This is a genomic window from Actinoplanes derwentensis, from assembly GCF_900104725.1.
Classification (GTDB): domain Bacteria; phylum Actinomycetota; class Actinomycetes; order Mycobacteriales; family Micromonosporaceae; genus Actinoplanes; species Actinoplanes derwentensis.
Map to the genome: position 1 here is coordinate 52,447 of NZ_LT629758.1, position 21,791 is coordinate 74,237.

Here is a 21,791-nt window from a genome sequence, read left to right on the forward strand (position 1 = left end):
CCAGGCGTGCGGCGGACGGCAGCAGCGGTCAGGCGGCTACTTCGACCGGCTTGCGGGCCGGGATCGAGTGGTCGATCTCGCGGGCCGGCTCGGGGTTCGGCAGGGCCAGGCGGATGACCTTGGCCCAGGCGGAGGCGACCTGCACGACCATCGGCCCGGAGACGTACTTCAGCTCGTACTTCGCGAAGAGGGCCTTGATCTTCGGGGCGATCTGCGCGTACTGGCTGGACGGCAGGTCGGGGAAGAGGTGGTGCTCGATCTGGTGCGACAGGTTGCCGGTCATGATGTGCATCAGCTTGCCGCCGGAGATGTTGGCCGAGCCGAGCATCTGCCGCAGGTACCACTCGCCGCGGGTCTCGCCGGTGATCGAGGTGCGCTCGAAGGTCTCGACACCCTTCGGGAAGTGACCGCAGATGATCACGGAGTGGGACCACAGGTTGCGGGCGACGTTAGCGATCGCGGTGGCCGCCATGGTGCCGAAGAAGGCGCCGACCGGGTTGCCGACGGCCAGACCGGCCGGGATCGTCAGGGCCGGCTGCACCAGGTAGTCCTTGGTGGCCTGCTTGCGGATCTTCCGGCCGACCGCGCGGAGACGCTCGCGGAACTCGGGGTTGTTGCGGCGCTTCTTGGTCTTGAGGTTGCGGCCCAGTTCCAGGTCGTACGCGGCGATGCCGTATTCGAAGAAGAGCGCGTTGATCAGGTTGTAGAGCGGCTGGCCCAGGTGCGCCTTGGTCCAGCGCTGCTGCTCGTCGACGCGCATGATGCCGTAACCGAGGTCGTTGTCACGGCCGATGACGTTGGTGTACTTGTGGTGCAACTCGTTGTGCGAGTGCTTCCACTGCTCGGCGGGCGATGCGTGGTCCCACTCCCAGGTGGTGGAGTGGATCTTCGAGTCGCGCATGAAGTCGTACTGGCCGTGCAGGATGTTGTGACCGATCTCCATGTTCTCCAGGATCTTGGCGATCGCCAGGCCGGCGGTGCCGAGAACCCAGGCGGGCGGGAAGACCGAGAGCATCAGCGTGGCCCGGCTGGCCAGCTCCAGCCGCCGCTGGATCTTGATCATCCGGCGGATGTGCGCAGCGTCCTTCTCACCGCGGAGGGCCAGGAACTCGTCGCGGATCGCGTCGAGCTCGCGGCCGATCTCCTCGATGTCCTCGGGGGAGAGGTGGGCGATCGGGTTGGATTCCTTACGCTGCAGCGTCGTCACGGCATTTCCCAGCTTTCTAGATGTTCGTCAGGCGTCGAACCGGCACGGGCCGGCTGCGGTGGTGACACAGGTCTGGATCAGGACGTTGTCACCGTCGACCTCGGTCGCGGTCGTGATGGTGCCGTCCCGCACGTCGCGCACGATGCCCTCACGCATCGGCAGCACGCACTTGTAACAGATGCCCATCCGGCAGCCGGACTTCATCAGCTGCCCGGCGGCCTCACCGGCGTCCAGGATGGTGGTGCCGCCCGGAACCTCGACGGTCGTCCCCGTCTTCTCGAACAGGACCGTGCCGCTGTCCCCGGCGATCAGCACCGTCGGACGGAACCGCTCCACGTGCAGCCGCTCGGCGGCGCCCGCGTCGGCCCAGTGTGCCTGGAGGTCGTCGAGCAGGTCGGCCGGGCCGCAGGCCCAGGTCTCCCGCTCGAACAGGTCCGGCACCAGCTCGGCCAGCCCTTCCGGCTTGAGCCGGCCGTCGGCGGTGGTGTGCCGCTCGACCAGCGTGATCCGGCCCGCGGCGGCCAGCGCCCGCAGGTCGGCGCCGAAGACGACGTCCTGCGCGGTCTTCGCCGAGTGCACCACGACCACGTCGGCCATCTGGTGCAGGGCGCTGCGCAGCATGCCCATCACCGGGGTGATGCCGCTGCCCGCGGTCACGAACAGCGCCTTCGCCGGTCGCTCGACCGGCAGCACGAAGTCACCGGACGGCAGGTCCAGGTGCACGATCATGCCCTTACGGACGTGATCGCGGATGTACGAGCTGACCACACCGTCCTTCACGGCGTTGACCGTGACGGTGAACCGGCCGTCCCGGCGGGAGGCCTCGCTGCTCACCGAATAGGCACGCCACAGCCGTACGCCGTCGATGTCGACGCCGAGACGGATGTACTGTCCGGGCTCGTGCGGCTCCCAGCCACGCCCGGGGCGCAGCTCCAGGGTGACCGCGTTGGCGGTCTCGGGGCGCACCGCTTCGACACGGGCGCGCAGGACGGTCGGGTTGCGCAGGGGTGCGATCACGTCGAGGTAGTCGGCCGGCACCACCGGGGTGGTGATCAGCTCGACGACTCGCCACGCTCCGTCGCGCAATGTCTGTGTAACAGGCACATCTCAAGAGTGCTGCTTCACCAGAGCAAAGTCCTGACCAGGAGAAGTGAATCCCCGGAGCCGTAATTGTTCGTAGGGAACAAGAGTCGGACGGTTTGTGGTAAAGAGTTCGCGTGAAACCACCACTACGCGACATCGGGTCGTACCGCCTGCCGGTGGAGGTCGTCGATCCGCTCCGGCTCGGCCTGTCCTCGGTGTCGACCAGGACCATCGCCGCGATCATCAAAGAGGTGCCCGCGTACGCGGAACCCTTCGCGGGTGCACTCGGACTCAAGATCGCCCGGGCGGTACGGGCCGCGCTGGGTGCCTTCCTCAACCTGGTGTCGCGTCCCGGCGCCGACCCCGGCACCCCGATGGCGTCGGCGGTCGAAGCCGCGTACGCGCTCGGCCGGGGTGAGGCCCGCAACGGCCGCAGCCTGGACGCGCTGCTCGCGGCGTACCGTGTCGGCGCCCGGGTGGCCTGGCGCGAACTCGCCGCGATCAGTGTCCGGGCCGGTCAGCCCGCCGCCACCATCGCCGACTTCGCCGAACTGGTCTTCGCCTACATCGACGAACTGTCCGCCGCCAGCGTCGCCGGACACGCCGACGAACTCGCCGCCTCCGGCCGGATCCGGCAGCGCCGCCTGCACGAACTCGTCCAGGCCCTGGCCGCCGGCGAACCCTCACACGTCCTCCAGGGCCTCGCCGAACAGGCCGAGTGGTCACCCCCGCAGACCCTCACCGCCCTGCTCCTGCCGGAACGCGCCGCCCGCTGGGTGATCGACCTGCTCGACCCGCGCACCCTGCAACTCGCCGACGCGGTGCCCGACCTGCCCGGCACCACCGCACTGCTCGTCCCCGACCCGCAGGGCGGCTCCCGGCCGACCCTGAACCGCCTGCTCACCGGGCACGACGTGGTGATCGGCCCGGCCCGGCCCTGGGCGGAGGCGAAGAGCTCGCTGGACCGGGCGCTCCGGGTCCATCGGCTCGCGCCGCCCGCCGACGGCACGGTCGTCGACACCGAGGACCACCTGGCCGCCGTCGTGGTCACCGCCGACGCGGGCGCGCTCGAGGATCTGCGGGCCTGGGCGCTGAACCCGCTCGCCGGGGAGCGCGGCGCGGCCGCCGCCAAGCTGATCGAGACGCTGCGCAGCTGGCTGCTGCACCATGGGCGGCGGGAGGACATCGCGGCTGAGCTGTTCGTTCATCCGCAGACGGTTCGCTATCGGATGGCCCGGCTGCGCGAGTTGTACGGTGACCGGCTCCGGGATCCGCGGTGGGTGCTCGCGCTGACGATCGCGCTGGCGATTCCCGAGTCCTCGTGAGATCTACCGTCGCTGTCCGCTGTGCTGTCTCCGCCCTCGTCGGATATACCAAAGTCGCGAACCATCGACTTTCGGCAACTGTCCGGGCCTACTCCGCCCGGCCTAACGTGGCGGCATGAGCTCAACCCGGCGGGATGCCACCGTTCTCACGTTCTCCCCGGCCGGCCGGGTGCTCGTGACGGTCGGCCCGGCCGCCGTGGGGATCGCGCTGGCGGTGCTCCTGCCGATCCTCGCGCGCTGGCTGGTCGACGTCGGCTTCCCGGTGCTCGGCGTGGTGTGGCGGGTGCTGGCCGCCGTCGACGACTGGTGGAAGGTCGCGATCCAAGCCGCCATCCTGGCCGTCCTCGGTGTGCTGGCCAGCGTGGAGATCCTGGGCCGCAGCACCCGCGTGACGGTCGCGCCCACCGGAGTGCGGCTGGAGACCGGCGACAGCGTTGTCACCGTGCCCCGGGCGGAGATCGACTTCGTCTTCCTGGAGCGTGGCAGCCTGATCATCCTGGACGGGGAGTCCCGGCAGATGTTCCACGGCGAGCCACAGGCCGATGCGGGCCCGCTGGAGAAGACCTTCCTTGCGTACGGGTACCCGTGGCGTGCCGACGACCCCTTCACCGATCTCTACCAGCCGTGGGTGCCCTACTCCGGGGAGCTGCCGGTGGCCGTCGAGGCAGTCCTGTCGGCCCGTGCCATGGCTGTGCGCAAGAAAGCCGGCAAGGAGGCCGCCGAACTGCGCGGATCGCTGGAGAAGCTGGGTTACGCGATCCGCGACGACGGTGACCGTCAGCACTGGCGACCCCTGGTCCGGTCATGACCGGCACGCAGAACGAGCCGGCACCCGTGGCCTCTGGTCGTCCGCGGTTCAGCCGGTCGTGGATGGGCCGGGTGTGGGACGGCCGGGCGTGGGACGTGGCGGCGATCCTGGTCTCCTGGTTCGGCGGGTTGCTCCTGGCCGGCGACGCGGCTGAGATCCGGGGGCTCGACGACGACACCACCTTCCTCATCTTCCTGAGCGGTTGTGTCCTGTCCCTGGCGCTGTGGTGGCGGCGTAGCCACCCGATGCCGGTCGCCCTGTTCCTGGCGGCCGCCGCGACGGTCGACGACGCGGCCGGTGCCGCCGCGCTGATCGCTCTCTACACGGTCGTGGCCCGCCGCCGGGGCCGCCCGGTCGTGGCGATCGTCGCGGTGAACCTGCTGGGCGGGGCCGTCTATTCGGTCCTCTACCCCGACCCGTCCGTCCCGACGGTGGTGAGCCTCGTCCTGAGCGTCGCCATCACCGCCACCACGGTCGCCCTGGGAACGGCCGCCCGCTCCCGGCGGGAGCTGATCGAGTCACTGCGGGAACGAGCCGCCCGAGCCGAGGAGGAGTCCCGCCTCCGCGCCGACACGCTGCGCGCCCTGGAACGAGAACGGATCGCCCGCGAGATGCACGACGCCCTCGCCCACCGGATCTCCATGGTCAGCCTGCACGCCGGTGCCCTGCACATCCGCCCCGATCTGACGCCCGACGAAGTGGCCAGGGCCGCCACGCTGATCCGGGACAGCGCAGCCCAGGCCTTGGACGACCTACGCGAGATCCTTGGCATCCTGCGGGCCGGCCCGACCGAGGACCTGCGCCCCCAGCCCGACCTGAGCCACGTGCCCGAACTGGTCGCCGAGGCCGGCCGGGCAGGCTTGTCCGTCACGTTCACCGACCGTCTCGGCTCCCCACCGGTCGGCGCGTCCCTGGGCCGAACGGTCTACCGCCTGATCCAGGAGGGCCTGACCAACGCCGCCAAACACGCGCCGTCAACTCCCGTCACGGTGCTGCTCGACGGCGACCCGTCATCCGGCCTGCACATCCACATCTCCAACCCGCTCCCCACCAGACCCCGCCGCCCCACGCCACCCGTTCCCCGCTCCGAGCCGTCCGCTTTCCGTTCCGCGTCAGCCGAATCCCATTCCCGCTGGAAGCCAGCCGGTCCTCGCGCCGCGTCAGCCGAATCCCATTCCCGATCCGGGCCTTCCGGTTCCCGCTCCGTGTCGGCCGGATCCCCGTCCGGCTCAGGGCTGATCGGGCTCGCCGAGCGTGTCGACCTTCTCGACGGGCGACTGCGACACGGCGTGTACGGCGACCCGCGGACCGGCCTCACCTTCGACCTGGAAGCCTGGTTGCCATGGCCGCCGACACCGTCCACGCCTTGATCGCGGTCTACGCCTTGGTCGCGGTCCACGCATTGCTCGCGGACCACGTCCTGATCGCGGTCCACGCCCGGGTCGCGGTTCGTCACCTGGACGCCGTCCGTGGCCTGGTCGGTGGTCCCGGCCGGAGTCCTCGGGGGCGGAGCGGTGTTCTCGTCCGTCATCCGGAAACCTGGGCGTCTTGACCTCTCCCCGCCCTAAAGGACCCCGTTGGGGAACGGCCAAACCATCTGAATCCGCTTGTTGGCATGATTGTCGGGTTTGCCGGGTGGAAAGGGTTCAGGGTGTCGCTGGAAGCGTGGGATGACCGTGGGGTGCCGGAGTTGACCGCGCGGGTGGTGCGGGCGTCGTTCCCGAAGGGCACTCTCGCGGTGCGGATCCGAGACGCGCTCGGGCCGGTCTTTGGCGATTCGGCGTTCGCACTGGCGTTCCCGGCGGTGGGCCGTCCGGCGGCCTCGCCGGGGGTGTTGGCGCTGGTGTCGGTGCTGCAGTACGCGGAAGGGCTCAGCGACAGGCAGGCCGCTGACCAGGTCCGGGCCAGGATGGACTGGAAGTACCTGCTCGGTCTGGAACTCGATGATCCCGGTTTCGACTACACGATCCTTGGCGATTTCCGGGCCCGGCTGATCAAACATGGGCTGGAGGAGAAGGTCCTGGAGGTGATCCTGGACCACTGCTCGCGGCTGGGACTGCTGCGCGCCGGTGGCCGGCAACGCACCGACTCCACCCATGTGCTGGCAGCGGTGCGCACGTTGAACCGGATGGAGTTCGTCGGGGAAACCCTGCGGGCGGCCCTCGAAGTCCTGGCCAAGACCGCTCCACAGTGGCTCGCCCCACGCATCGATGCCGACTGGGCCGGGCGATACGGTGCCCGGATCGACTCGTACCGCTTCCCCAAGGGCGACGACGTGCGCATGCGGTGGGCTGAGCAGGTAGGGCGGGACGGCTATCTGATCCTGGACGCGGTCGCTGCACCCGGTGCGCCGGCATGGTTGCGGGAGATCCCGGCGGTCCAGGTCCTCGGCCAGGTGTGGGAGCAGCAGTACCAGCGTGCTGGTGAGGAGGTGCACTGGCGGGAGGGCAAAGACCTCCCGCCCAGTAGAAACCGGCTGGCCTCGCCGTACGACATCGACGCCCGCTACGGCCTCAAACGGGGTCTGGGCTGGTCCGGTTACAAGGTGCATTTCAGCGAGACCTGCGAGGCGGACCTGCCGCGGATCATCACTGGTGTGCTGACCACCGATGCCACAGTCACCGACACCGAGACAACCGGGACCATCCATCAGAACATGGCCTGCCGGCAACGAGTGCCGGGCGAACATGTGGTCGACGCCGGTTACGTCACCGCCGCGCACATCGTGACCGCTCGCGACGAACACGGTATCGATCTGCTCGGTCCGGTAGGACTGGATACCCACCAGGGCGAACGTTTCCCGCAGAGCGCCTTCCGCATCGACTGGCAGTCCAAGGCCGTGACCTGCCCGCAGGGCAAGACCAGTATCAGCTGGTCGGCCCAGCGCAAGAGCAGCGGCACCGAACTGGCACGAGTGCACTTCGCCGCCGGTGACTGCACGGGTTGCCCGGTCCGGGCCGAGTGCACCACTGCCAGCGTCAACAGTAAATGGGGTCGCAGCCTCACCCTGCTTCCCGCAGCTCAGCAGGAAGTCTTGGAGGCCAGACGTGGTGAACAGGTCACCGAGGCGTGGCAGCAGCGCTACCACATCCGCGCCGGAGTCGAGGCCACGATCTCCCAGGTCGTCCGGCACACCGGAATCCGGAGCACCCGATACACCGGTGCGGACAAGACCCACCTCGGTCACCTCCTCGCCGCTACCGCAGCCAACATCGTCCGCATCGACGCCTGGCTCACCGGAACACCACTCGGCCGAACCAGAACCAGCCACCTCACCCAACTCGACCTCGACCTCGCTGGCTGAAGGTCGTTACATACCGTTTTGGCCGTTCCCCAACGGGGTCCTAAAGGACGGGGATTCCGGCGGTCGCCCGCCGGGTTTCCTGCTTCACAGCCTGCCGCCCCGAACGGAGATTCCCCCGTTGAGGTCTTACGCCGGCTCCACAGGCAGACACCGCCAGCCCGGCGGCCAAAATGTTGCGTGCCGCGTTCACGTCACGGTCGTGGGTCGTGCCGCACCGGCACGTCCATTCCCGTACGTTCAGCGGCATCTTGTCAGCGATGGCTCCGCACGCCGAGCAGACCTTGGACGACGGGTACCAGCGGTCGATCACGACCAGGTCCCGGCCGTACCACTCGGCCTTGTAGGTCAGCAGGGAGCGGAAGTCATGCCAGGCCGCGTCGCTGATGGCGCGGGCCAGGCTGTGGTTCTTGACCATGTTGCGTACGGCCAGGTCCTCGATCACGATCGTTTGGTTCTCACGAACGAGCCGAGTAGTCAGTTTGTGCAGGGTGTCGCGTCGCCGGTCGGTGATGCGGGCGTGGACGCGGGCAACCTTGAGCCGGGCCTCGGCCCGGTTCTTGGAGCCCTTGTCCTTGCGGGCCAGTTCCCGCTGCGCGCGGGCCAGCCGCTTGCGGTCGGTGCGTTCGTGGCGGGGGTTGGCGACCTTCTCCCCGGTGGACAGGGTGACCAGATGGGTCAACCCGGCGTCGATCCCGACCGCTGCCGTGGTGGCAGGCATCGGGGCCGGGATGTCCTCGCAGAGCAGGGACACGAACCAGCGGCCCGCCGAGTCCCGCGACACCGTCACCGTGGACGGTGTCTGCCCCTCGGGCAGCGGCCTGGACCAGACGATGTCCAGCGGAGCGGACATCTTCGCCAGGGTCAGCTTGCCGTCCTTGAAGCGGAACGCGGACGGGGTGAACTCGGCCGACGCCCGCGACTTGCGCTTGGACTTGAAGCGCGGGTAGCGGGTCCGTTTCTCCCAGAACGCGGAGAACGCGCCTTGCAGGTGCCGCAGGCACTGCTGCAAGGGCACGGAGGACACCTCGTTGAGGAAGGCCAGTTCCTCGGACTTCTTCCACGCGGTCAGCATGGCGCTGGTGGCGTTGTAGTTGACTCGCTCCTGGCGCTGGTACCAGCCCTCGGTGCGGGCCTGCAACGCCAGGTTGTAGACCTTGCGCACGCACCCGAACGTCCGGTTCAGCAGGTCGGCCTGCTCCGGGTCCGGGTAGAAGCGGAACTTGAACGCCCGCTTCACGCTTGAGGTCACGCTCACAAGTTAGCACAATAGTTTGGAAACGATCGTGCGGGCTTGTCGCGGGTGGTAGACGCCTATCCGCCTTGACGGCGGATCGGCTATCCCCGACCTGCTCCGCAGGGGTTCCGTTTCCTCTCCGGCCTGAAGGCCGGAGTATCCACAGAAGGAAATCTGATGACCGATACCGTCCGTGTCCTGATCGCCGATGACGATCCGCTCGTGCGGGTCGGGTTGTCGCTGGTGCTCGGCGCCGACCCGGTGATCCGGATCGTCGGCGAAGCCGGGGACGGCGCCGAAGCCGTCGCGATGACCCGTGAGCTGAAACCCGACGTGGTCCTGATGGACGTGCGGATGCCCCGGATGGACGGGCTGGCCGCCACCGAGGAACTGCGGCGTGACGGGCCGTCGCCCGCGATCATCGTGCTGACCACCTTCGACACCGATGCGAACCTGCTCGGAGCACTCCGGTTGGGCGCCAACGGCTTCCTGCTCAAGGACATCGCCCCCACCGAGATCATCAGTGCGGTCCGCCGCGCCGCGGCCGGCGAGTCGATCCTGGCTCCGGCGGTACTCCCACGCCTGATCGACTACGCGGTCGGCCGCAGCGACCCAGCAAATCCGGGCTCAACCCGGGGCACGGGCTCGGGGGAGGATCTGAGCCGCGGTTCGCGGGAGGAACAGGGCCGAGGTTCGTGGGAAGGCTCGGGCCGGGATTCGCTGGGGAGTTCGGGCCGGGGCTCTGGGAGGAGTGGGGGCTGGGGCTCACGGGAAGACCTGGGCCGGGGCTCGGGGGAGAGCGCGGACCGGGCCGGCGACGGTGCTCGGGAGCGGGCGTTGGCGGTTCTGGAGAGGCTGGCCGAGCGGGAGCGGCAGGTCGCCGAGGCGGTGGCGACCGGGGCGTCCAACGCGCAGATCGGGACCGAGCTGCACATGAGCGTGCCGACGGTGAAGGCCTATGTGTCGCGGGTTCTGGACAAGCTCGGCTGCGTCAACCGGGTGCAGGTCGCGGTGCTGGTGCACGAGGCGGGGATCCGGCGAGCGTGACCGTCCCGCACGGGCGTAGCGGGTAACGACGCGGCACGGGGTGGCACGGGTGGCGTGGGACCTGGCTGGGCGCGGGTGGGACCTGGGACCTGGGACATCGGGGAGCGTGAAAGTTACGGAAGTCGTGAGGGTCGTTACACGAGGTGGCTATCGCTGGTAACGGACGCTAGTTTGAGTTCCGGTGCAAAGCCCACGGGATGAGTAGGTTTTGCGGCGACCGTCACAACTGCTGACCAGGGTGTTCACGTGATCGAAATAGGCGGGCTTCGCAAGACGTACCGCTCCAGGAAACGGGCCGTCATTGCTGTCGACGGGGTGGACCTCAGTGTTGGTGAGGGCGAGGTCTACGGGGTTCTGGGGCAGAGTGGCGCGGGCAAGAGCACGCTTCTACGGTGTGTGAACATGCTGGAGCGGCCTGATGCGGGCACCGTCTCGGTCGACGGTCGTGAGCTGACGAAGCTGCGCCGCAAGGACCTGCGGATCGCGCGGCAGGGGATCGGGATGATCCACCAGCATTTCGCGCTGCTGTCGTCGCGGACCGTGGCCGGTAACGTCGCGTTCGCGCTGGAAGTGACCGGTACTCCGCGGGCCGAGCGCAAGGCCCGGGTCGCTGAGCTGCTCGATCTGGTGGGGCTCGGTGAGCGTGCTGACGCGTACCCGGCTCAGTTGTCCGGGGGTCAGAAACAACGAGTCGGGATCGCCCGTGCGCTCGCCGCACGGCCTAAGGTCCTGCTCTCCGACGAGGCCACTTCGGCGCTCGATCCGGAGACGACCGAGTCGATCCTGCGGCTGCTGCTCGACCTCAACCGGCGTCTCGGGCTGACCGTTCTGTTGATCACCCACGAGATGACCGTGGTGAAGCGGATCTGCACGTCGGCCGCGGTGATGCGGGACGGGCGTTTCGTCGAGTCCGGCACGATCGCCGACCTACTGAGGCGGCCGGACTCCGAGCTGGCCCGCGACCTGTTCCCCCTGGAACCCCGCGTCCCCCTGGAGCCCGGCGTATCCCCCACGTCCGGCGGATCTCCCACGTTCGGCGGCAGTGGCGGCACGACGAGCGACAGCACGACGAGCGACAGCACGACGAGCCACGGCACGACGATCGTTGACATCACGGTCAGTGGTGCTGATGCGGATGAGCCGATCATCGCCGACCTCGCGAGGCGGTTCGAGATCGACGTACGCATCCTGGGTGGTTCGGTGGAGACCCTGGCCGCGACGCGTGCCGGCCGCTGGCGGCTGGCCCTGCCCGGCTCGCCCGATGCCAACAGGGCGGCTCTCGACTACCTGCGTAAGCGCGGAGTGACGGCATGACCTGGTCCGAAGTCCTCGAACTGCTCGAAGTGGGCCTTCAGGAGACCGCCTGGATGGTCCTCGTCTCCACCCTGCTCACCGCGGTCGGCGGGCTGCTCGTCGGGGTGCTGCTGGTGCTCACCGACAAGGGTGGCCTGCTGCCGGTGCCGCCGCTGAACGTGGTGCTGGGCCTGATCGTGAACGTCGGCCGTTCGCTGCCGTTCATCATCCTGCTGGTCGCCGTCATCCCGTTCACCCGGGCGATCGTCGGCACCACGATCGGCACCGACGCGGCGATCGCGCCGCTGACCATCGGTGCGATCCCGTTCTTCGCGCGGATCGTCGAGTCGGCGTTGCGGGAGGTCCCGGCTGATGTGGTCGCCGCGGCCACCGCGATGGGCGCCACCCGAACCCAGATCGTCGGCAAGGTGCTGCTGCGTGAGTCGCTTCCCGGCCTGGTCGCGGGTCTGACGATCACAGTGATCGCGCTGGTCGGCTACTCGGCGATGGCCGGCGTGGTCGGCGGTGGCGGCCTCGGTGACCTGGCCATCCGGTACGGCTATCAGCGTTTCGAAACCGACATGATGATCGCCACGGTGGTGGCTCTGATCATCTTCGTTCAGCTCGTCCAGATGGTCGGTGACCTGCTCGTCCGCAGGTTGTCGCACCGCTGAGCCACTCGGGCCGTGATCCGGTCCGGGGTTCGTCCGAATTCCTCTAAGTCCGATCGAAATGAAAGGTAAAGTCATGCGCCGCCGTTCCCTTGCCGCTGTCCTCGCCGCAGCCACCCTCACCCTGGGACTGGCCGCCTGTGGTTCCTCCAGCGACGACGCCGCCGAGTCGGCGTCCACCGACACCCTCAAGGTCGGCGTCAGCCCGGTCCCGCACGGTGAGATCCTCAAGTACGTCTCGGACAACCTGGCCGCCGCCGAAGGCCTGAAGATCGAGATCGTCGAGTTCAACGACTACATCCAGCCGAACGTCGCGCTGAGCGAGAAGCAACTGGACGCCAACTACTTCCAGCACATCCCGTACCTGGAGGAGGAGGTCGACGCCAAGGGCTACAAGTTCACCGCGCTCAAGCCGGTGCACATCGAGCCGCTCGGCGTCTACTCCAAGACGGTCAAGGCGATCGCCGACGTCCCCAACGGTGGCGTCGTCGCGATCCCGAACGACCCGTCGAACTCGGGCCGGTCCCTCAACCTGCTCGCCAAGAACGGCCTGATCACCCTCAAGGAGGGCGTCGGCGTCAAGGCGACCGAGAAGGACATCACCGTCAACCCGAAGAACCTGCAGTTCAAGGCCCTCGAGGCGGCTCAGCTCCCGCGCAGCCTGGAAGACACCGCGATCTCGGTGATCAACGGCAACTACGCGATCGAGACCGGCCTCAAGCCGTCGACCGACGCGCTCGCGCTGGAGACGGGTGACGACAACCCGTACGCGAACCTGGTCGTCGTGCGCACCGGCGACGAGACCGACGCCCGCATCGTCAAGCTGGAGAAGCTGCTGCACTCGGCCGAGGTCAAGAAGTTCATCGAGGACAAGTATCAGGGTTCCGTCCTGGCCGCGTTCTGATCCAGGACACCGAGAGGGAGTCACGTGAGAACGCGGCTCCCTCTTTCCCGAATTCGGGGTAGCGCGGGCCTCTCACCAGGCGCATCATCAAGGGATGGCTGAGCAGACCCATCCGGCCGAGGCCGTTTCCGCCTCCGCGCGGCACCGCACCGAGCGCTTCGGCATCCTGCCACCGCGCATCCTCGCCGACGACGTCGTCGAGCTGGTCGACACCCGTCGTGCCGACCAATGTCCCGCCACGATCCTGAGCTTCGAGCACGAGCGGGCCCTGCACACCGCGGCCTGACGCGTCACCCCGGTTGCCGTGGTGACCGTGCGGTGAGGGGAGAAAAGGGCGCGCCCTCCGCCCGGTTCGGGAGCGGAGGGCACGCGGGAGAGGTCGGGTCAGAGCGCCAGTACTGCGGCGATCTTCTCGGTGGGGAGACCGAGGGCCGAGCCGACCAGGTCGTTGGTGAGGGCGCCGTGGTGCGCGTTCAGGCCGAGGGCGAGGGCCGGGTCGGCGCGCAGGGCGTCGCGCCAGCCGAGGTCGGCCAGGCGGATCGCGTACGGCAGGGTGGCGTTGGTCAGTGCGTACGTCGAAGTGTTGGGGACGGCACCGGGCATGTTGGCGACGCAGTAGAAGACCGAGTCGTGCACCTGGTAGACCGGGTTCTCGTGGGTGGTGGGCCGGGAGTCCTCGAAGCAGCCGCCCTGGTCGATGGCGATGTCGACGAGCACCGAACCGGGTTTCATCCGCTTGACCAGGTCGTTGCTGACCAGAGTGGGTGCTTTGGCGCCGGGCACCAGGACGGCCCCGATCACCATGTCGGCGGTGGTCACCGACTGTTCGATGGTGTACGAGTTCGACACCAGCGTCTTGACCCGGCCGCCGAACTGCGCGTCGATCTGCCGCAGCCGCGGGATGCTCAGGTCGAGCACGGTGACGTCAGCGCCGAGACCGAGGGCGATGGTGGCCGCGTTCACGCCGGAGACACCGCCTCCGATGATGGTGATGCTGGCCGGCGCCACGCCGGGAACCCCGCCGGGGAGCACGCCACGGCCGCCGCTGTTGCGCATCAGGCTGTAGGCGCCGACCTGCGGGGCGAGCCGCCCGGCGACCTCGGACATCGGGGCGAGCAGTGGCAGGGAGCCGTCAGCGAGCTGGACCGTCTCGTACGCGATGGCGGTGGTCCCGCTGTTGAGCAGGGCTTTGGTGCCCTCGGCGTCGGCGGCCAGATGAAGGTAGGTGAAGAGGACCTGGCCTTGGCGCAGGCGGTGGTACTCGCTGGCGATCGGTTCCTTGACCTTGAGGATCATGTCGGTGGTGCCCCACACCGAGTCCGCGTCGGGAAGGATGTGGGCGCCCGCGCTCACGTAGTCACCGTCGGTGATCGAGGATCCCGCTCCGGCCCCGGACTGCACCGACACCTGGTGCCCGTGCCGTACCGCTTCCACCACGCCGGCCGGGGTGATGGCCACCCGGTACTCGTGGTTCTTGACCTCTGACGGCACACCGATGTGCATGGCGATCCCTTCCGCTGCTCTTGTCGTTAGAGTGAAACGATGTGCAGCACTCCGGCAAGCCGAACGAAGAAGATTCTGTTCGTAACGGTGGTGGCGCATTTGCTGCCGGGGGGCAGCGTGCTGTGACCGACGTACCGAAGGATGTTCGAGGTCTCGATCACATCGACCTGGAGTTGCTGAGCCTTCTGCGGGTCGACGGCCGGATGCCGAACAACGCCCTCGCCGACCGGGTCGGCATCGCCCCGTCCACCTGCCTCACCAGGATCCGCCGGTTGCGGGAGATCGGTGCGGTCCGTGGTTTCCACGCCGACGTCGACCCGGCGTGGATCGGCCGCCCGATCCAGGCGATGATCGCGGTCCGGATCCGCCCGGACGCCCGCGAGGCGATCGGCCGTTTCGCCGAGTCATTGGCCGGCATCCGCGCGGTCCGCGACGTCTACTTCGTCTCCGGCTCCTACGACTTCCTGCTGCACGTGGCCTGCGCCGACGTCGACGACCTACGCGCCGTGATCACCGAACGCCTGAGCGGCACCGGCCTGATCTCCGGCACCGAGACTTACTTGATCTTCGAACACCGCCGCGGCGTCTAGAAGGACATCGCCGCGGCATATGAGGCACCGCCGGGGCGCGGCGAAAGCGCGGCGCGGAAGAACAGAAGACCTACGAAGCGGGCCGCTCCAGCCAGATCGTGTCGGGCCATTCCGCCTGATCAGCGGCTTCCCGGCGCAGCAGGGCGAACCCGTGCCGGGCGTAGAAACGGGCGGCCCGGTCATTCCCGTCGAGGTGCTCGAGCCGTACCGGACGGCCCGGAGCGAGATCGAGCAGTGCCCGGATCAACGCCGACCCGACGCCGGCCGACTGGACGTCCGGGTGGACGTACAGCTTCCAAATGATCGGCACCTCGCCCCGCAGATCGATGTTGCCGGTCGCGATCGGCCCGTCGTCGTCCGTGGCGACCAGAACCGTGGTGGTGCTCAGGCTGCGCGCGACCGCCTCCGGTGACCACCAGCCGGCCAGACCGTGCGCGATGTAATCCGGCCCGGCGAACCGGTAGGTCTCCGGCCAGGTCGTATGCCCGATGTCCACAATGCCGGTGATATCGGCGACAGTCGCTTCTCGGATCTCCACCCGAGCATATTTACATGATCACCTATGCTCGCGGCGCACAGCGAAGCGACCAACGAGAAGCGACCGCCCGGGCGACGCGCCGCTGTTCACGATGGGAACATTTCTGCTCGTCCCGGCGAGGGTGATCACCCTGTCCATCGCCGTCGTCATGATCATTATGCTCTGGTGGGCGATCACCCGGGCTCGTACCGTTGAAGAGAGCCGTTGATGTCGACGAGTGTGTTGCCGGCCTGGGCGGGCCGGGCGGCGAGGGTGGCCGTGGCGACCACCGCGCTGACGTTGCTGGTCTCCTGTTTCGCGTTCGGCGGGGTGATGCAGTGGTACCCGGTCGGCGGGGACCGGGCGCCGAAACCCCAGGGTGCCGGGTCGGTGCCGGCCGTGGTCGGGGCGCCGACACTGTGGACCTCGGACGCTCTGGAGGCGCCGATCGGGGCGGCGTCGGTGCTGTACACGTCGAACACCTGGTTCCCGGACGAGTCGGACTGGCTCGCCGGGCTGGTCGGCCGGTCCGACGACAGTTACCGGGTGGCCGAACTCTACGGCCCGGCCGGGATGGGCACGGTGCTGTCCCCGGACGGTTCCCGGCTGGCCGCCGAGGAGGGTATCGCCGACCTGACCACCGGGCGGGTCACCGCCTATCAGGGCGTGGTGTCGTCCGGCGAGGGCGACGACGAGCCCGCGGCGCAGGCGTGGTCCCCGGATGGGAAGTCGGTGGCGGTGCTGGTGGGCCGATGGACCGACCACGACGGCCTTGCTCCGGACGTACGGCTGCTGCTCGCCGACGCCGAGACCGGCGCGACGCGCGAGATCGCCGTGCTGCGGACCCTCGCCGCGTTGTCGGGCTGGACCGTGGCGTTCTCGCCGGACGGTTCGCGGCTGGCATTTCAGAACGGAGCGGGGGTACGGGTGATCACGCTCGCCGACGGCACCGGGGTGGACGTGCCGCTGCCGTCCGGTGCCCGGCTGGCCGGCAAGGGGGCGTGGTCGCGCGACGGGAGGAACCTGCTGGTGGTGTCGGGTGCCGAGTGCGGGTGCGGCGACTACCCGATGCGCTGGACGGTCACCGAGATCGCGGTCGCGGACGCGGTGGCCACCGGCCGGTCATGGAGCCGGGACGGGATCTACGCGCTGCGGGTGCTGGGCTGGTGGCCGTCCGGTGATCCGGTGGCCGTCGAGTACACGCCGACCGTGGACGCGCGGCCGACGACCTTCGAGGACGAGGGCAGCCAGTACGACCTGACCAGTCAGAACCTGATCCGGACCGCGAGCCTGATCGAACTGGGCACGTCGGCGGTGCTGCTGTCCGGCGACGACCACGGGGCAGCAGGTGACGTGGAGTCGCTGGACGTGCCGGATCAGGTGCTGTCGTCGGGGGCGGTGCGGCCCGGTGACCCGCCGCTGTTCGACATGGACCTGATCTCGGTGGTGGTGCTGGTCGTGATCGGCGCTGAACTGTCGGTGCTGCTGGCGTTCGCCGGCTCCTGGCTGGTGGCGAGGTTCCGGCGGGGCCGGTTCGGCCGGTAGCGGGCCGAACCGGCGTCACGCGGGGGCGAGGCGGTCGCTGATCACGTGCGCGGCGAACAGGTGGAAGCCGATGACCAGCGGAATCGTGGCCGGCATGGACAGCGCCAGGAAGAACGCGAGGACCCCGGCCAGCGCGGGCGCCAGCGCCGACCAGGGCCGGGTGGTAGCCCGCTCCCAGGCCCAGCGAAGCGGGGACGGGGTCTCCCGGCCGATGGCCACCAGGGTCAGGGTGGCGACCCCGGCCAGCCAGGTGGCGGCCACCGCGGTCACCACCAGGACGGGTGTGCCGCCGGGCACCCAGCCGCGGCTCAGTGCCATCAGGTCGATCAGCAGCAGCGCCGCCGCCACGGCAAAGGGCATGCCGGGCAGCAGCGCCCGGCCGAACCGGCGCAGCAGCGACCGGAAGCCCGGCAACCGGCCGTGCTCGTAACGGTGCCGGACCGCGGTGGAGCCGGCGGCCAGTGCCGCCGGCAGGGTCAGCAGCGGTAGCCCGGCGACCGTGACCACTACGCCGATCAGGGCGAGATCGGTGCCGAGAGCGAAGCGTTCCCGCCAGTCCAGGCGGAGCTCCGGCGCTGCTTCGACCGGCCAGTTCATCCTTTCAGGCCCGACGTGTTGATGCCTTCGACGAGCATCCGCTGGAAGGCCACGAAGAACAGGAAGACCGGGGCCAGCGACAGCACCGACATGGCGAACATCGGCCCCACCGAGGACTGCCCGCTGGAGTCGATGAACAGGGTCAGTGCCACCGGGGCGGTGTACTTCTCCAGGTCGGACAGGTAGACCAGCTGCCGGAAGAAGTCGTTCCACGTCCAGATGAAGGAGAAGATCGCCGTCGACACCAGGGCCGGGCGGGACAACGGCAGGATCACATGCCGGAACACGCCGTACGGGGTGCAGCCGTCGATCGTGGCGGCCTCGTCCAGGTCCCGGGGCACACCCCGCATGAACTGGACCATCAGGAAGACGAAGAACGCCTCGGTGGCCAGCAACTGCGGGACGATCAGCGGGGCGTACGGCCAGTCGCCGCCGACCCAGCCGAACGTCTTGAACATGACGAACTGCGGCACGATCAGGACGTGCCCGGGCAGCAGCAGCGTGCCGATCATGAGGGCGAACCAGAAGCCGCGCAGCTTGAACTTCAACCGGGCGAACGCGTACGCCGCCAGCAGGCAGGAGACGCAGTTCGCGACCACCGTCAAGCCGGCCACGAGCGCGCTGTTGACGAAGAACCGCCCGAAACTGACGTCGAAGTTGGTCCAGCCCGCGGCGTAGTTGCCCGGTGTCCATTCGCGCGGCAGGATCGACATGTTGTTCAGGACCTCCTGTTGGCCCTTGAACGAACTGCCGAGCATCCACACCAGCGGGTAGAGCACCACCGCCGAGAGCAGGACCAGCGTGAGCGGCCGGGCCAGGCGCTGGAGGGTCATCAGTCTTCTCCGTCCGAGTAGTGCACCCAGAACCTGCCGGTCCGGAAGACGACGGCGGTCACCAGGCCGATAGCGAGCAGGAAGACCCAGGCCATCGCCGAGGCGTACCCCATCTGGTATTCGTTCCAGCCCTTGATGTAGAGGTGCAGGGTGTACATGAGGGTCGAGTCGACCGGGCCGCCGGTGCCGTTGCTGAGCACGAACGCCGAGGTGAAGCCCTGGAACCCGTTGATCGTCTCGAGGACCAGGTTGAAGAAGATCACCGGGGAGAGCATCGGCAGGGTGATACTCAGGAACTTGCGCATCGCGCTCGCCCCGTCCACCGAGGCCGCCTCGTACAACTCGGTCGGCACCTGTTTGAGACCGGCCAGGAAGATCACCATCGGGGCGCCGAACTGCCACACGGCCAGCAGGATCAGGGTGCCGAGGGCGAAGTCCGGGTCGTTGACCCAGGCTTTGCCCTCGATGCCGAACCAGGCCAGGAACGAGTTGAACGCGCCGTCCCGGTTGAACATGTTGACCCAGACGATGGCCAGCGCCACACTGCCGCCGAGCAGCGACGGCAGGTAGAACAGGCCCCGGAACAGGCCGGCCGCCTTGAACGAGCGGTTCAGCAGCACCGCCACCCCGAGCGCGGCGGCGAGCTTGAGCGGGGTCGCGACCAGCGCGAACACCAGGGTGGTACGGACCGCGTGCCAGAACGACGGGTCCTCGGTGAACATCGTGCGGTAGTTGTCCAGCCCGACCCACTGCATCGACTCCCAGTCGGAGAGGACGTCGTAGTCGGTGAAGCTGAGGTAGAGCGACATCAGCATCGGGATGGCCGTGATGGTCAGCAGCCCGAGGAGCCAGGGGGAGAGGAAGACGTAGCCGGCGGTGCTCTCCGCGTTGTGCCGCGCGGGCCGGCCCCGCCGCTGGGAAGCGGCGGGACCGGCCGACGGCGCGGTCGGCGAGGGCCGGGCCGTGGTTGTCGCCATGGGACCAGAACTCACTTCTTGATCGCGGCCTGAGCGGCAGTGAAGAACTTCTCGGCCGCCTGTGCCGGGGTGGCGCGTCCGTACTGAGCCTCCTCGGCGGCCTTGATCAGCTCCGAGCGGACGGTGCTGTGACCGGCCGGCGGCACCGTGGGCGCCGGCCCGAAGTTCTTCGCCAGTTCACCGACGACCTCGATGGTCTGCTTCATCGACGGGTTGTCGGTGGAGGCGGCGACGGCGGCCCGGATGTCGCTGTTGGACGGCAGACCACGGTCGGTGCCGAGGATCTTGCCGACCTCCGGGTCGTTGGCCAGGAAGTTGAGCACGTCGGCGGCGACCTCCTTGTGCTCGGTGCCCCGGAAGACCGAGAAGTACATCGAGGCGCGCGGCCACTGCTTGGAGGCGTCACCGGGGTACGCGATCACCCCGAGCTGGTCCTTGGTGTTCTTCTGCAGCTCCGGCATCTGGTTGGCCCACACCCAGGAGGTCAGCGCCTTACCGGTGACGACCAGCTGCTTGCTGACGTCGGTGGCGTTGCCCTCGTGGATGACGTCCGGCGTCGGGGTGGCCTTGGCGTCGCGGGCGCCCTTCCACAGCTCGAACCAGGCCTGCACGTCGGCCTGGGTGAAGCCGAGCTCGGTGCCGTTGTAGAGCTCCTTGCCGGTCTGGCGCAGCCACACCCAGAACGCCTTGTAGTCGGCGCTCGGGTCCATCGTGCCGGGCACCCCGGTCTTGGTGGTGGCGTCCTTGGCCCAGGCGATGTGCTCCTCCCAGGTCTGCCCGGTGGTGGGCAGGGCGACCTTGGCGGCCTCCAGCTTGGTCTGGTTGTAGACCAGGCCCTGGGTGTTCTCGCCGAACGGCAGGCCGGCCAGCTTGCCGTCGACGGTGCCGTAGTCGAGCAGACCCTTCGGGAACTTCGTGGTGTCGAGCTTCCCGGACTTCTGGTACTCGGCGAGGTCCAGCGTGACGTTGCGGCTGGCGTACTCGGCCAGGTAGTTGTCGTCGATCTGGAAGATGTCCGGAGCGTCGTTGCCGGCCGTCAGCGTGGCCAGCTTGTCGAAGTAGCCCTGGTTGGCCTGCCAGGTCTTCTTGAACGTGACGTCCGGGTGTTTGGCCGTGTAGAGCGCGAGAGCCTGTTCGGTGAGCTGGGCGCGGGCTTCGGCGCCCCACCAGAAGAAGCTCAGTTCGGTCTTGCCGTCGGCGGCCTTGTCGTCACCGCAGCCGGAGAGGGCCAGGGGAAGGGCTAGCATGCCGGCGACGAGGCCGCTCAGCAGGCGGCGCCGGGGAAAGCGGGATGCGGTCATGGGGGTTCGTCACTCCTTGACGGTTGCGGCAACCTCAGCGTCGATCGCTACGGCCGGGGCGTACGGCCCCGGTCCGGTGGAGTTGCGAATGATCAAGTCGGTCCGGAGGGTTATCTGTCCGGTCGTCGGGTCGTCGCCCTGCTGCAGCAGCATGTCGACGGCGGCCCGGCCGGCGGCCGCGGTCGGGTTGGCCACGGTGGTCAGCCGGGGCCGGATCAGACCGCTGTACGCGATGTCGTCGATCCCGACGACACTCACCTGCCCGGGTACGTCCACACCACGGTCCTGCAACGACTGGAGCAGACCGATCGCCATCAGGTCGTTGTAGGCGAGCACCGCGGTGGCGCCGCTGCGGAGCACCGCCTCGGCGGCCGCGGCACCGGTCTGTTCGACCGGTTGGTTCGGGCCGAGGACGGTCAGATCCGCGCCGGCCGCGCGGGCGGTGGCCCCCGCGGCCCGGCGGATCTCCCGGTTGGTCCACGAGCCCCGCGGACCGGCCAGGTAGACCAGTTCGCGGTGGCCGAGGGCGAGCAGGTGACGGACGGCTTCCCGGGCGCCCTGCCCCACGTCCATGACCACCGCTGGCAAGCCGGTGATCAGGCGGTTGACGACGACCAGCGGCACTTCGCGGCGCAGCTGTTCGATCTGGTCGTCGGTCATCCGGGGGCTGCAGAGGAGAATCCCGTCGACCTGCTTGGCCAGGGCCTGCACCAGGTCGAGCTCGACGATCGGATCCTCATCGGTGTCGGCGACGAAGACGTGGTAGTCACGTCGCCGGGCGTGGGTCTCGGCCGCCTTGATCAGAGGCGGGAAGAACGGATTCGCGATATCGGCGACGATCAGGCCGATGTTGTGGGTACGTCCGGTGATCAGTGCCCGGGCCGCCCGGTTCGGGCGGTAGCCGAGCTTCTCCGCGGTGGCCAGAACCCGGGACCGGGTCTCGGGGTTGACCAGATGCGGTGCGGAGAACGTGCGCGACACCGTGGAGATGTGCACGCCGGACGCTCGAGCGACGTCTCGGATCGTCACGGCCACGGTGTCCTCCTTGACAG

General features: G+C 68.7%; 22 protein-coding genes. 12 read left to right on the forward strand and 10 right to left on the reverse strand.

Annotated elements, in window-relative coordinates; all coding sequences use genetic code 11:
• Nucleotides 1–28 precede the first annotated feature (28 nt).
• The gene (locus tag BLU81_RS00260; protein ID WP_092540483.1) at nucleotides 29–1,207 is read right to left on the reverse strand and encodes a fatty acid desaturase family protein; all 1,179 of its coding nucleotides are present in this window, start codon (nucleotides 1,205–1,207) and stop codon (nucleotides 29–31) included.
• A 27-nt stretch (nucleotides 1,208–1,234) separates the two neighbouring features.
• Nucleotides 1,235–2,311: a ferredoxin reductase gene (locus BLU81_RS00265; protein WP_092540485.1), complete on the reverse strand. Its 1,077-nt coding sequence runs from the start codon at nucleotides 2,309–2,311 to the stop codon at nucleotides 1,235–1,237.
• A gap of 113 nt (nucleotides 2,312–2,424) precedes the next feature.
• On the opposite strand from BLU81_RS00265, the gene BLU81_RS00270 reads away from it, so the two are divergent.
• The 5 genes from BLU81_RS00270 to BLU81_RS00290 all read left to right on the forward strand — a co-directional run bounded on the left by BLU81_RS00270 (nucleotide 2,425) and on the right by BLU81_RS00290 (nucleotide 7,727).
• A complete protein-coding gene (locus BLU81_RS00270) occupies nucleotides 2,425–3,615 on the forward strand; it encodes a PucR family transcriptional regulator (protein ID WP_092540487.1) in 1,191 nt (396 codons plus the stop codon).
• Between the two features lie 115 nt (nucleotides 3,616–3,730).
• Nucleotides 3,731–4,423 (forward strand): YqeB family protein, encoded by a 693-nt coding sequence (locus BLU81_RS00275; protein ID WP_092540489.1) that lies wholly within the window; start codon nucleotides 3,731–3,733, stop codon nucleotides 4,421–4,423.
• A complete protein-coding gene (locus BLU81_RS00280; RefSeq protein WP_231953914.1) occupies nucleotides 4,420–5,793 on the forward strand; it encodes a sensor histidine kinase in 1,374 nt (457 codons plus the stop codon). Before BLU81_RS00275 ends, BLU81_RS00280 begins: the two co-directional genes overlap by 4 nt.
• Entirely contained in the window at nucleotides 5,766–5,975 is a 210-nt protein-coding gene (locus tag BLU81_RS00285) for a hypothetical protein (RefSeq protein ID WP_092540491.1), read from the forward strand. Before BLU81_RS00280 ends, BLU81_RS00285 begins: the two co-directional genes overlap by 28 nt.
• Nucleotides 5,976–6,074: 99 nt before the next feature.
• Nucleotides 6,075–7,727, forward strand: a complete 1,653-nt coding sequence (locus BLU81_RS00290) for an IS1182 family transposase (protein WP_092540493.1) — start codon at nucleotides 6,075–6,077, stop codon at nucleotides 7,725–7,727.
• Between the two features lie 40 nt (nucleotides 7,728–7,767).
• On the opposite strand, the gene BLU81_RS00295 is transcribed toward BLU81_RS00290, so the two are convergent.
• Nucleotides 7,768–8,976 carry an RNA-guided endonuclease InsQ/TnpB family protein gene (locus BLU81_RS00295; RefSeq protein ID WP_092556372.1) on the reverse strand — a complete coding sequence of 403 codons (1,209 nt, stop codon included), beginning with the start codon at nucleotides 8,974–8,976 and terminating at the stop codon, nucleotides 7,768–7,770.
• Between the two features lie 162 nt (nucleotides 8,977–9,138).
• On the opposite strand from BLU81_RS00295, the gene BLU81_RS50120 reads away from it, so the two are divergent.
• From BLU81_RS50120 to BLU81_RS00320, 5 genes are all read left to right on the forward strand, one after another.
• On the forward strand, nucleotides 9,139–10,008 hold the full coding sequence (locus BLU81_RS50120) for a response regulator transcription factor (protein WP_231953925.1): 870 nt from the start codon (nucleotides 9,139–9,141) through the stop codon (nucleotides 10,006–10,008).
• A 246-nt stretch (nucleotides 10,009–10,254) separates the two neighbouring features.
• Nucleotides 10,255–11,322 carry a methionine ABC transporter ATP-binding protein gene (locus BLU81_RS00305; RefSeq protein WP_092540495.1) on the forward strand — a complete coding sequence of 356 codons (1,068 nt, stop codon included), beginning with the start codon at nucleotides 10,255–10,257 and terminating at the stop codon, nucleotides 11,320–11,322.
• Nucleotides 11,319–11,975 (forward strand): methionine ABC transporter permease, encoded by a 657-nt coding sequence (locus tag BLU81_RS00310; protein ID WP_092540497.1) that lies wholly within the window; start codon nucleotides 11,319–11,321, stop codon nucleotides 11,973–11,975. The genes BLU81_RS00305 and BLU81_RS00310 overlap by 4 nt, the downstream gene beginning before the upstream one ends.
• 73 nt (nucleotides 11,976–12,048) lie before the next feature.
• Nucleotides 12,049–12,876: a MetQ/NlpA family ABC transporter substrate-binding protein gene (locus tag BLU81_RS00315; protein ID WP_172890471.1), complete on the forward strand. Its 828-nt coding sequence runs from the start codon at nucleotides 12,049–12,051 to the stop codon at nucleotides 12,874–12,876.
• A 94-nt stretch (nucleotides 12,877–12,970) separates the two neighbouring features.
• On the forward strand, nucleotides 12,971–13,162 hold the full coding sequence (locus BLU81_RS00320; RefSeq protein ID WP_092540501.1) for a hypothetical protein: 192 nt from the start codon (nucleotides 12,971–12,973) through the stop codon (nucleotides 13,160–13,162).
• 98 nt (nucleotides 13,163–13,260) lie between these two features.
• Here the strand turns inward: BLU81_RS00320 and ald are convergent, their stop codons facing one another.
• Nucleotides 13,261–14,379 carry an alanine dehydrogenase gene (gene ald, locus BLU81_RS00325; protein ID WP_092540503.1) on the reverse strand — a complete coding sequence of 373 codons (1,119 nt, stop codon included), beginning with the start codon at nucleotides 14,377–14,379 and terminating at the stop codon, nucleotides 13,261–13,263.
• A gap of 122 nt (nucleotides 14,380–14,501) precedes the next feature.
• Between ald and BLU81_RS00330 the strand changes: the two genes are divergently transcribed.
• Complete coding sequence (locus BLU81_RS00330; protein ID WP_092540505.1) at nucleotides 14,502–14,969, forward strand: Lrp/AsnC family transcriptional regulator; 468 nt, start codon at nucleotides 14,502–14,504, stop codon at nucleotides 14,967–14,969.
• Nucleotides 14,970–15,039: 70 nt separating this feature from the next.
• Here BLU81_RS00330 and BLU81_RS00335 read toward each other — a convergent pair whose 3' ends face one another.
• Nucleotides 15,040–15,507 (reverse strand): GNAT family N-acetyltransferase, encoded by a 468-nt coding sequence (locus BLU81_RS00335; RefSeq protein ID WP_092540507.1) that lies wholly within the window; start codon nucleotides 15,505–15,507, stop codon nucleotides 15,040–15,042.
• Nucleotides 15,508–15,714: 207 nt separating this feature from the next.
• On the opposite strand from BLU81_RS00335, the gene BLU81_RS00340 reads away from it, so the two are divergent.
• Complete coding sequence (locus BLU81_RS00340) at nucleotides 15,715–17,031, forward strand: TolB family protein (protein WP_157751045.1); 1,317 nt, start codon at nucleotides 15,715–15,717, stop codon at nucleotides 17,029–17,031.
• Between the two features lie 15 nt (nucleotides 17,032–17,046).
• Here BLU81_RS00340 and BLU81_RS00345 read toward each other — a convergent pair whose 3' ends face one another.
• Genes BLU81_RS00345 through BLU81_RS00365 form a run of 5 tightly spaced genes read right to left on the reverse strand, consistent with a single transcriptional unit; the run spans nucleotide 17,047 to nucleotide 21,774 of the window.
• The gene (locus BLU81_RS00345; protein ID WP_092540511.1) at nucleotides 17,047–17,628 is read right to left on the reverse strand and encodes a hypothetical protein; all 582 of its coding nucleotides are present in this window, start codon (nucleotides 17,626–17,628) and stop codon (nucleotides 17,047–17,049) included.
• A complete protein-coding gene (locus BLU81_RS00350) occupies nucleotides 17,625–18,461 on the reverse strand; it encodes a carbohydrate ABC transporter permease (RefSeq protein ID WP_172890472.1) in 837 nt (278 codons plus the stop codon). Before BLU81_RS00350 ends, BLU81_RS00345 begins: the two co-directional genes overlap by 4 nt.
• Nucleotides 18,461–19,438: a carbohydrate ABC transporter permease gene (locus tag BLU81_RS00355; RefSeq protein ID WP_092540513.1), complete on the reverse strand. Its 978-nt coding sequence runs from the start codon at nucleotides 19,436–19,438 to the stop codon at nucleotides 18,461–18,463. Before BLU81_RS00355 ends, BLU81_RS00350 begins: the two co-directional genes overlap by 1 nt.
• A gap of 11 nt (nucleotides 19,439–19,449) precedes the next feature.
• The gene (locus tag BLU81_RS00360) at nucleotides 19,450–20,739 is read right to left on the reverse strand and encodes an ABC transporter substrate-binding protein (RefSeq protein ID WP_092540515.1); all 1,290 of its coding nucleotides are present in this window, start codon (nucleotides 20,737–20,739) and stop codon (nucleotides 19,450–19,452) included.
• Between the two features lie 9 nt (nucleotides 20,740–20,748).
• A complete protein-coding gene (locus tag BLU81_RS00365; RefSeq protein WP_092540517.1) occupies nucleotides 20,749–21,774 on the reverse strand; it encodes a LacI family DNA-binding transcriptional regulator in 1,026 nt (341 codons plus the stop codon).
• Between the last annotated feature and the right edge of the window lie 17 nt (nucleotides 21,775–21,791).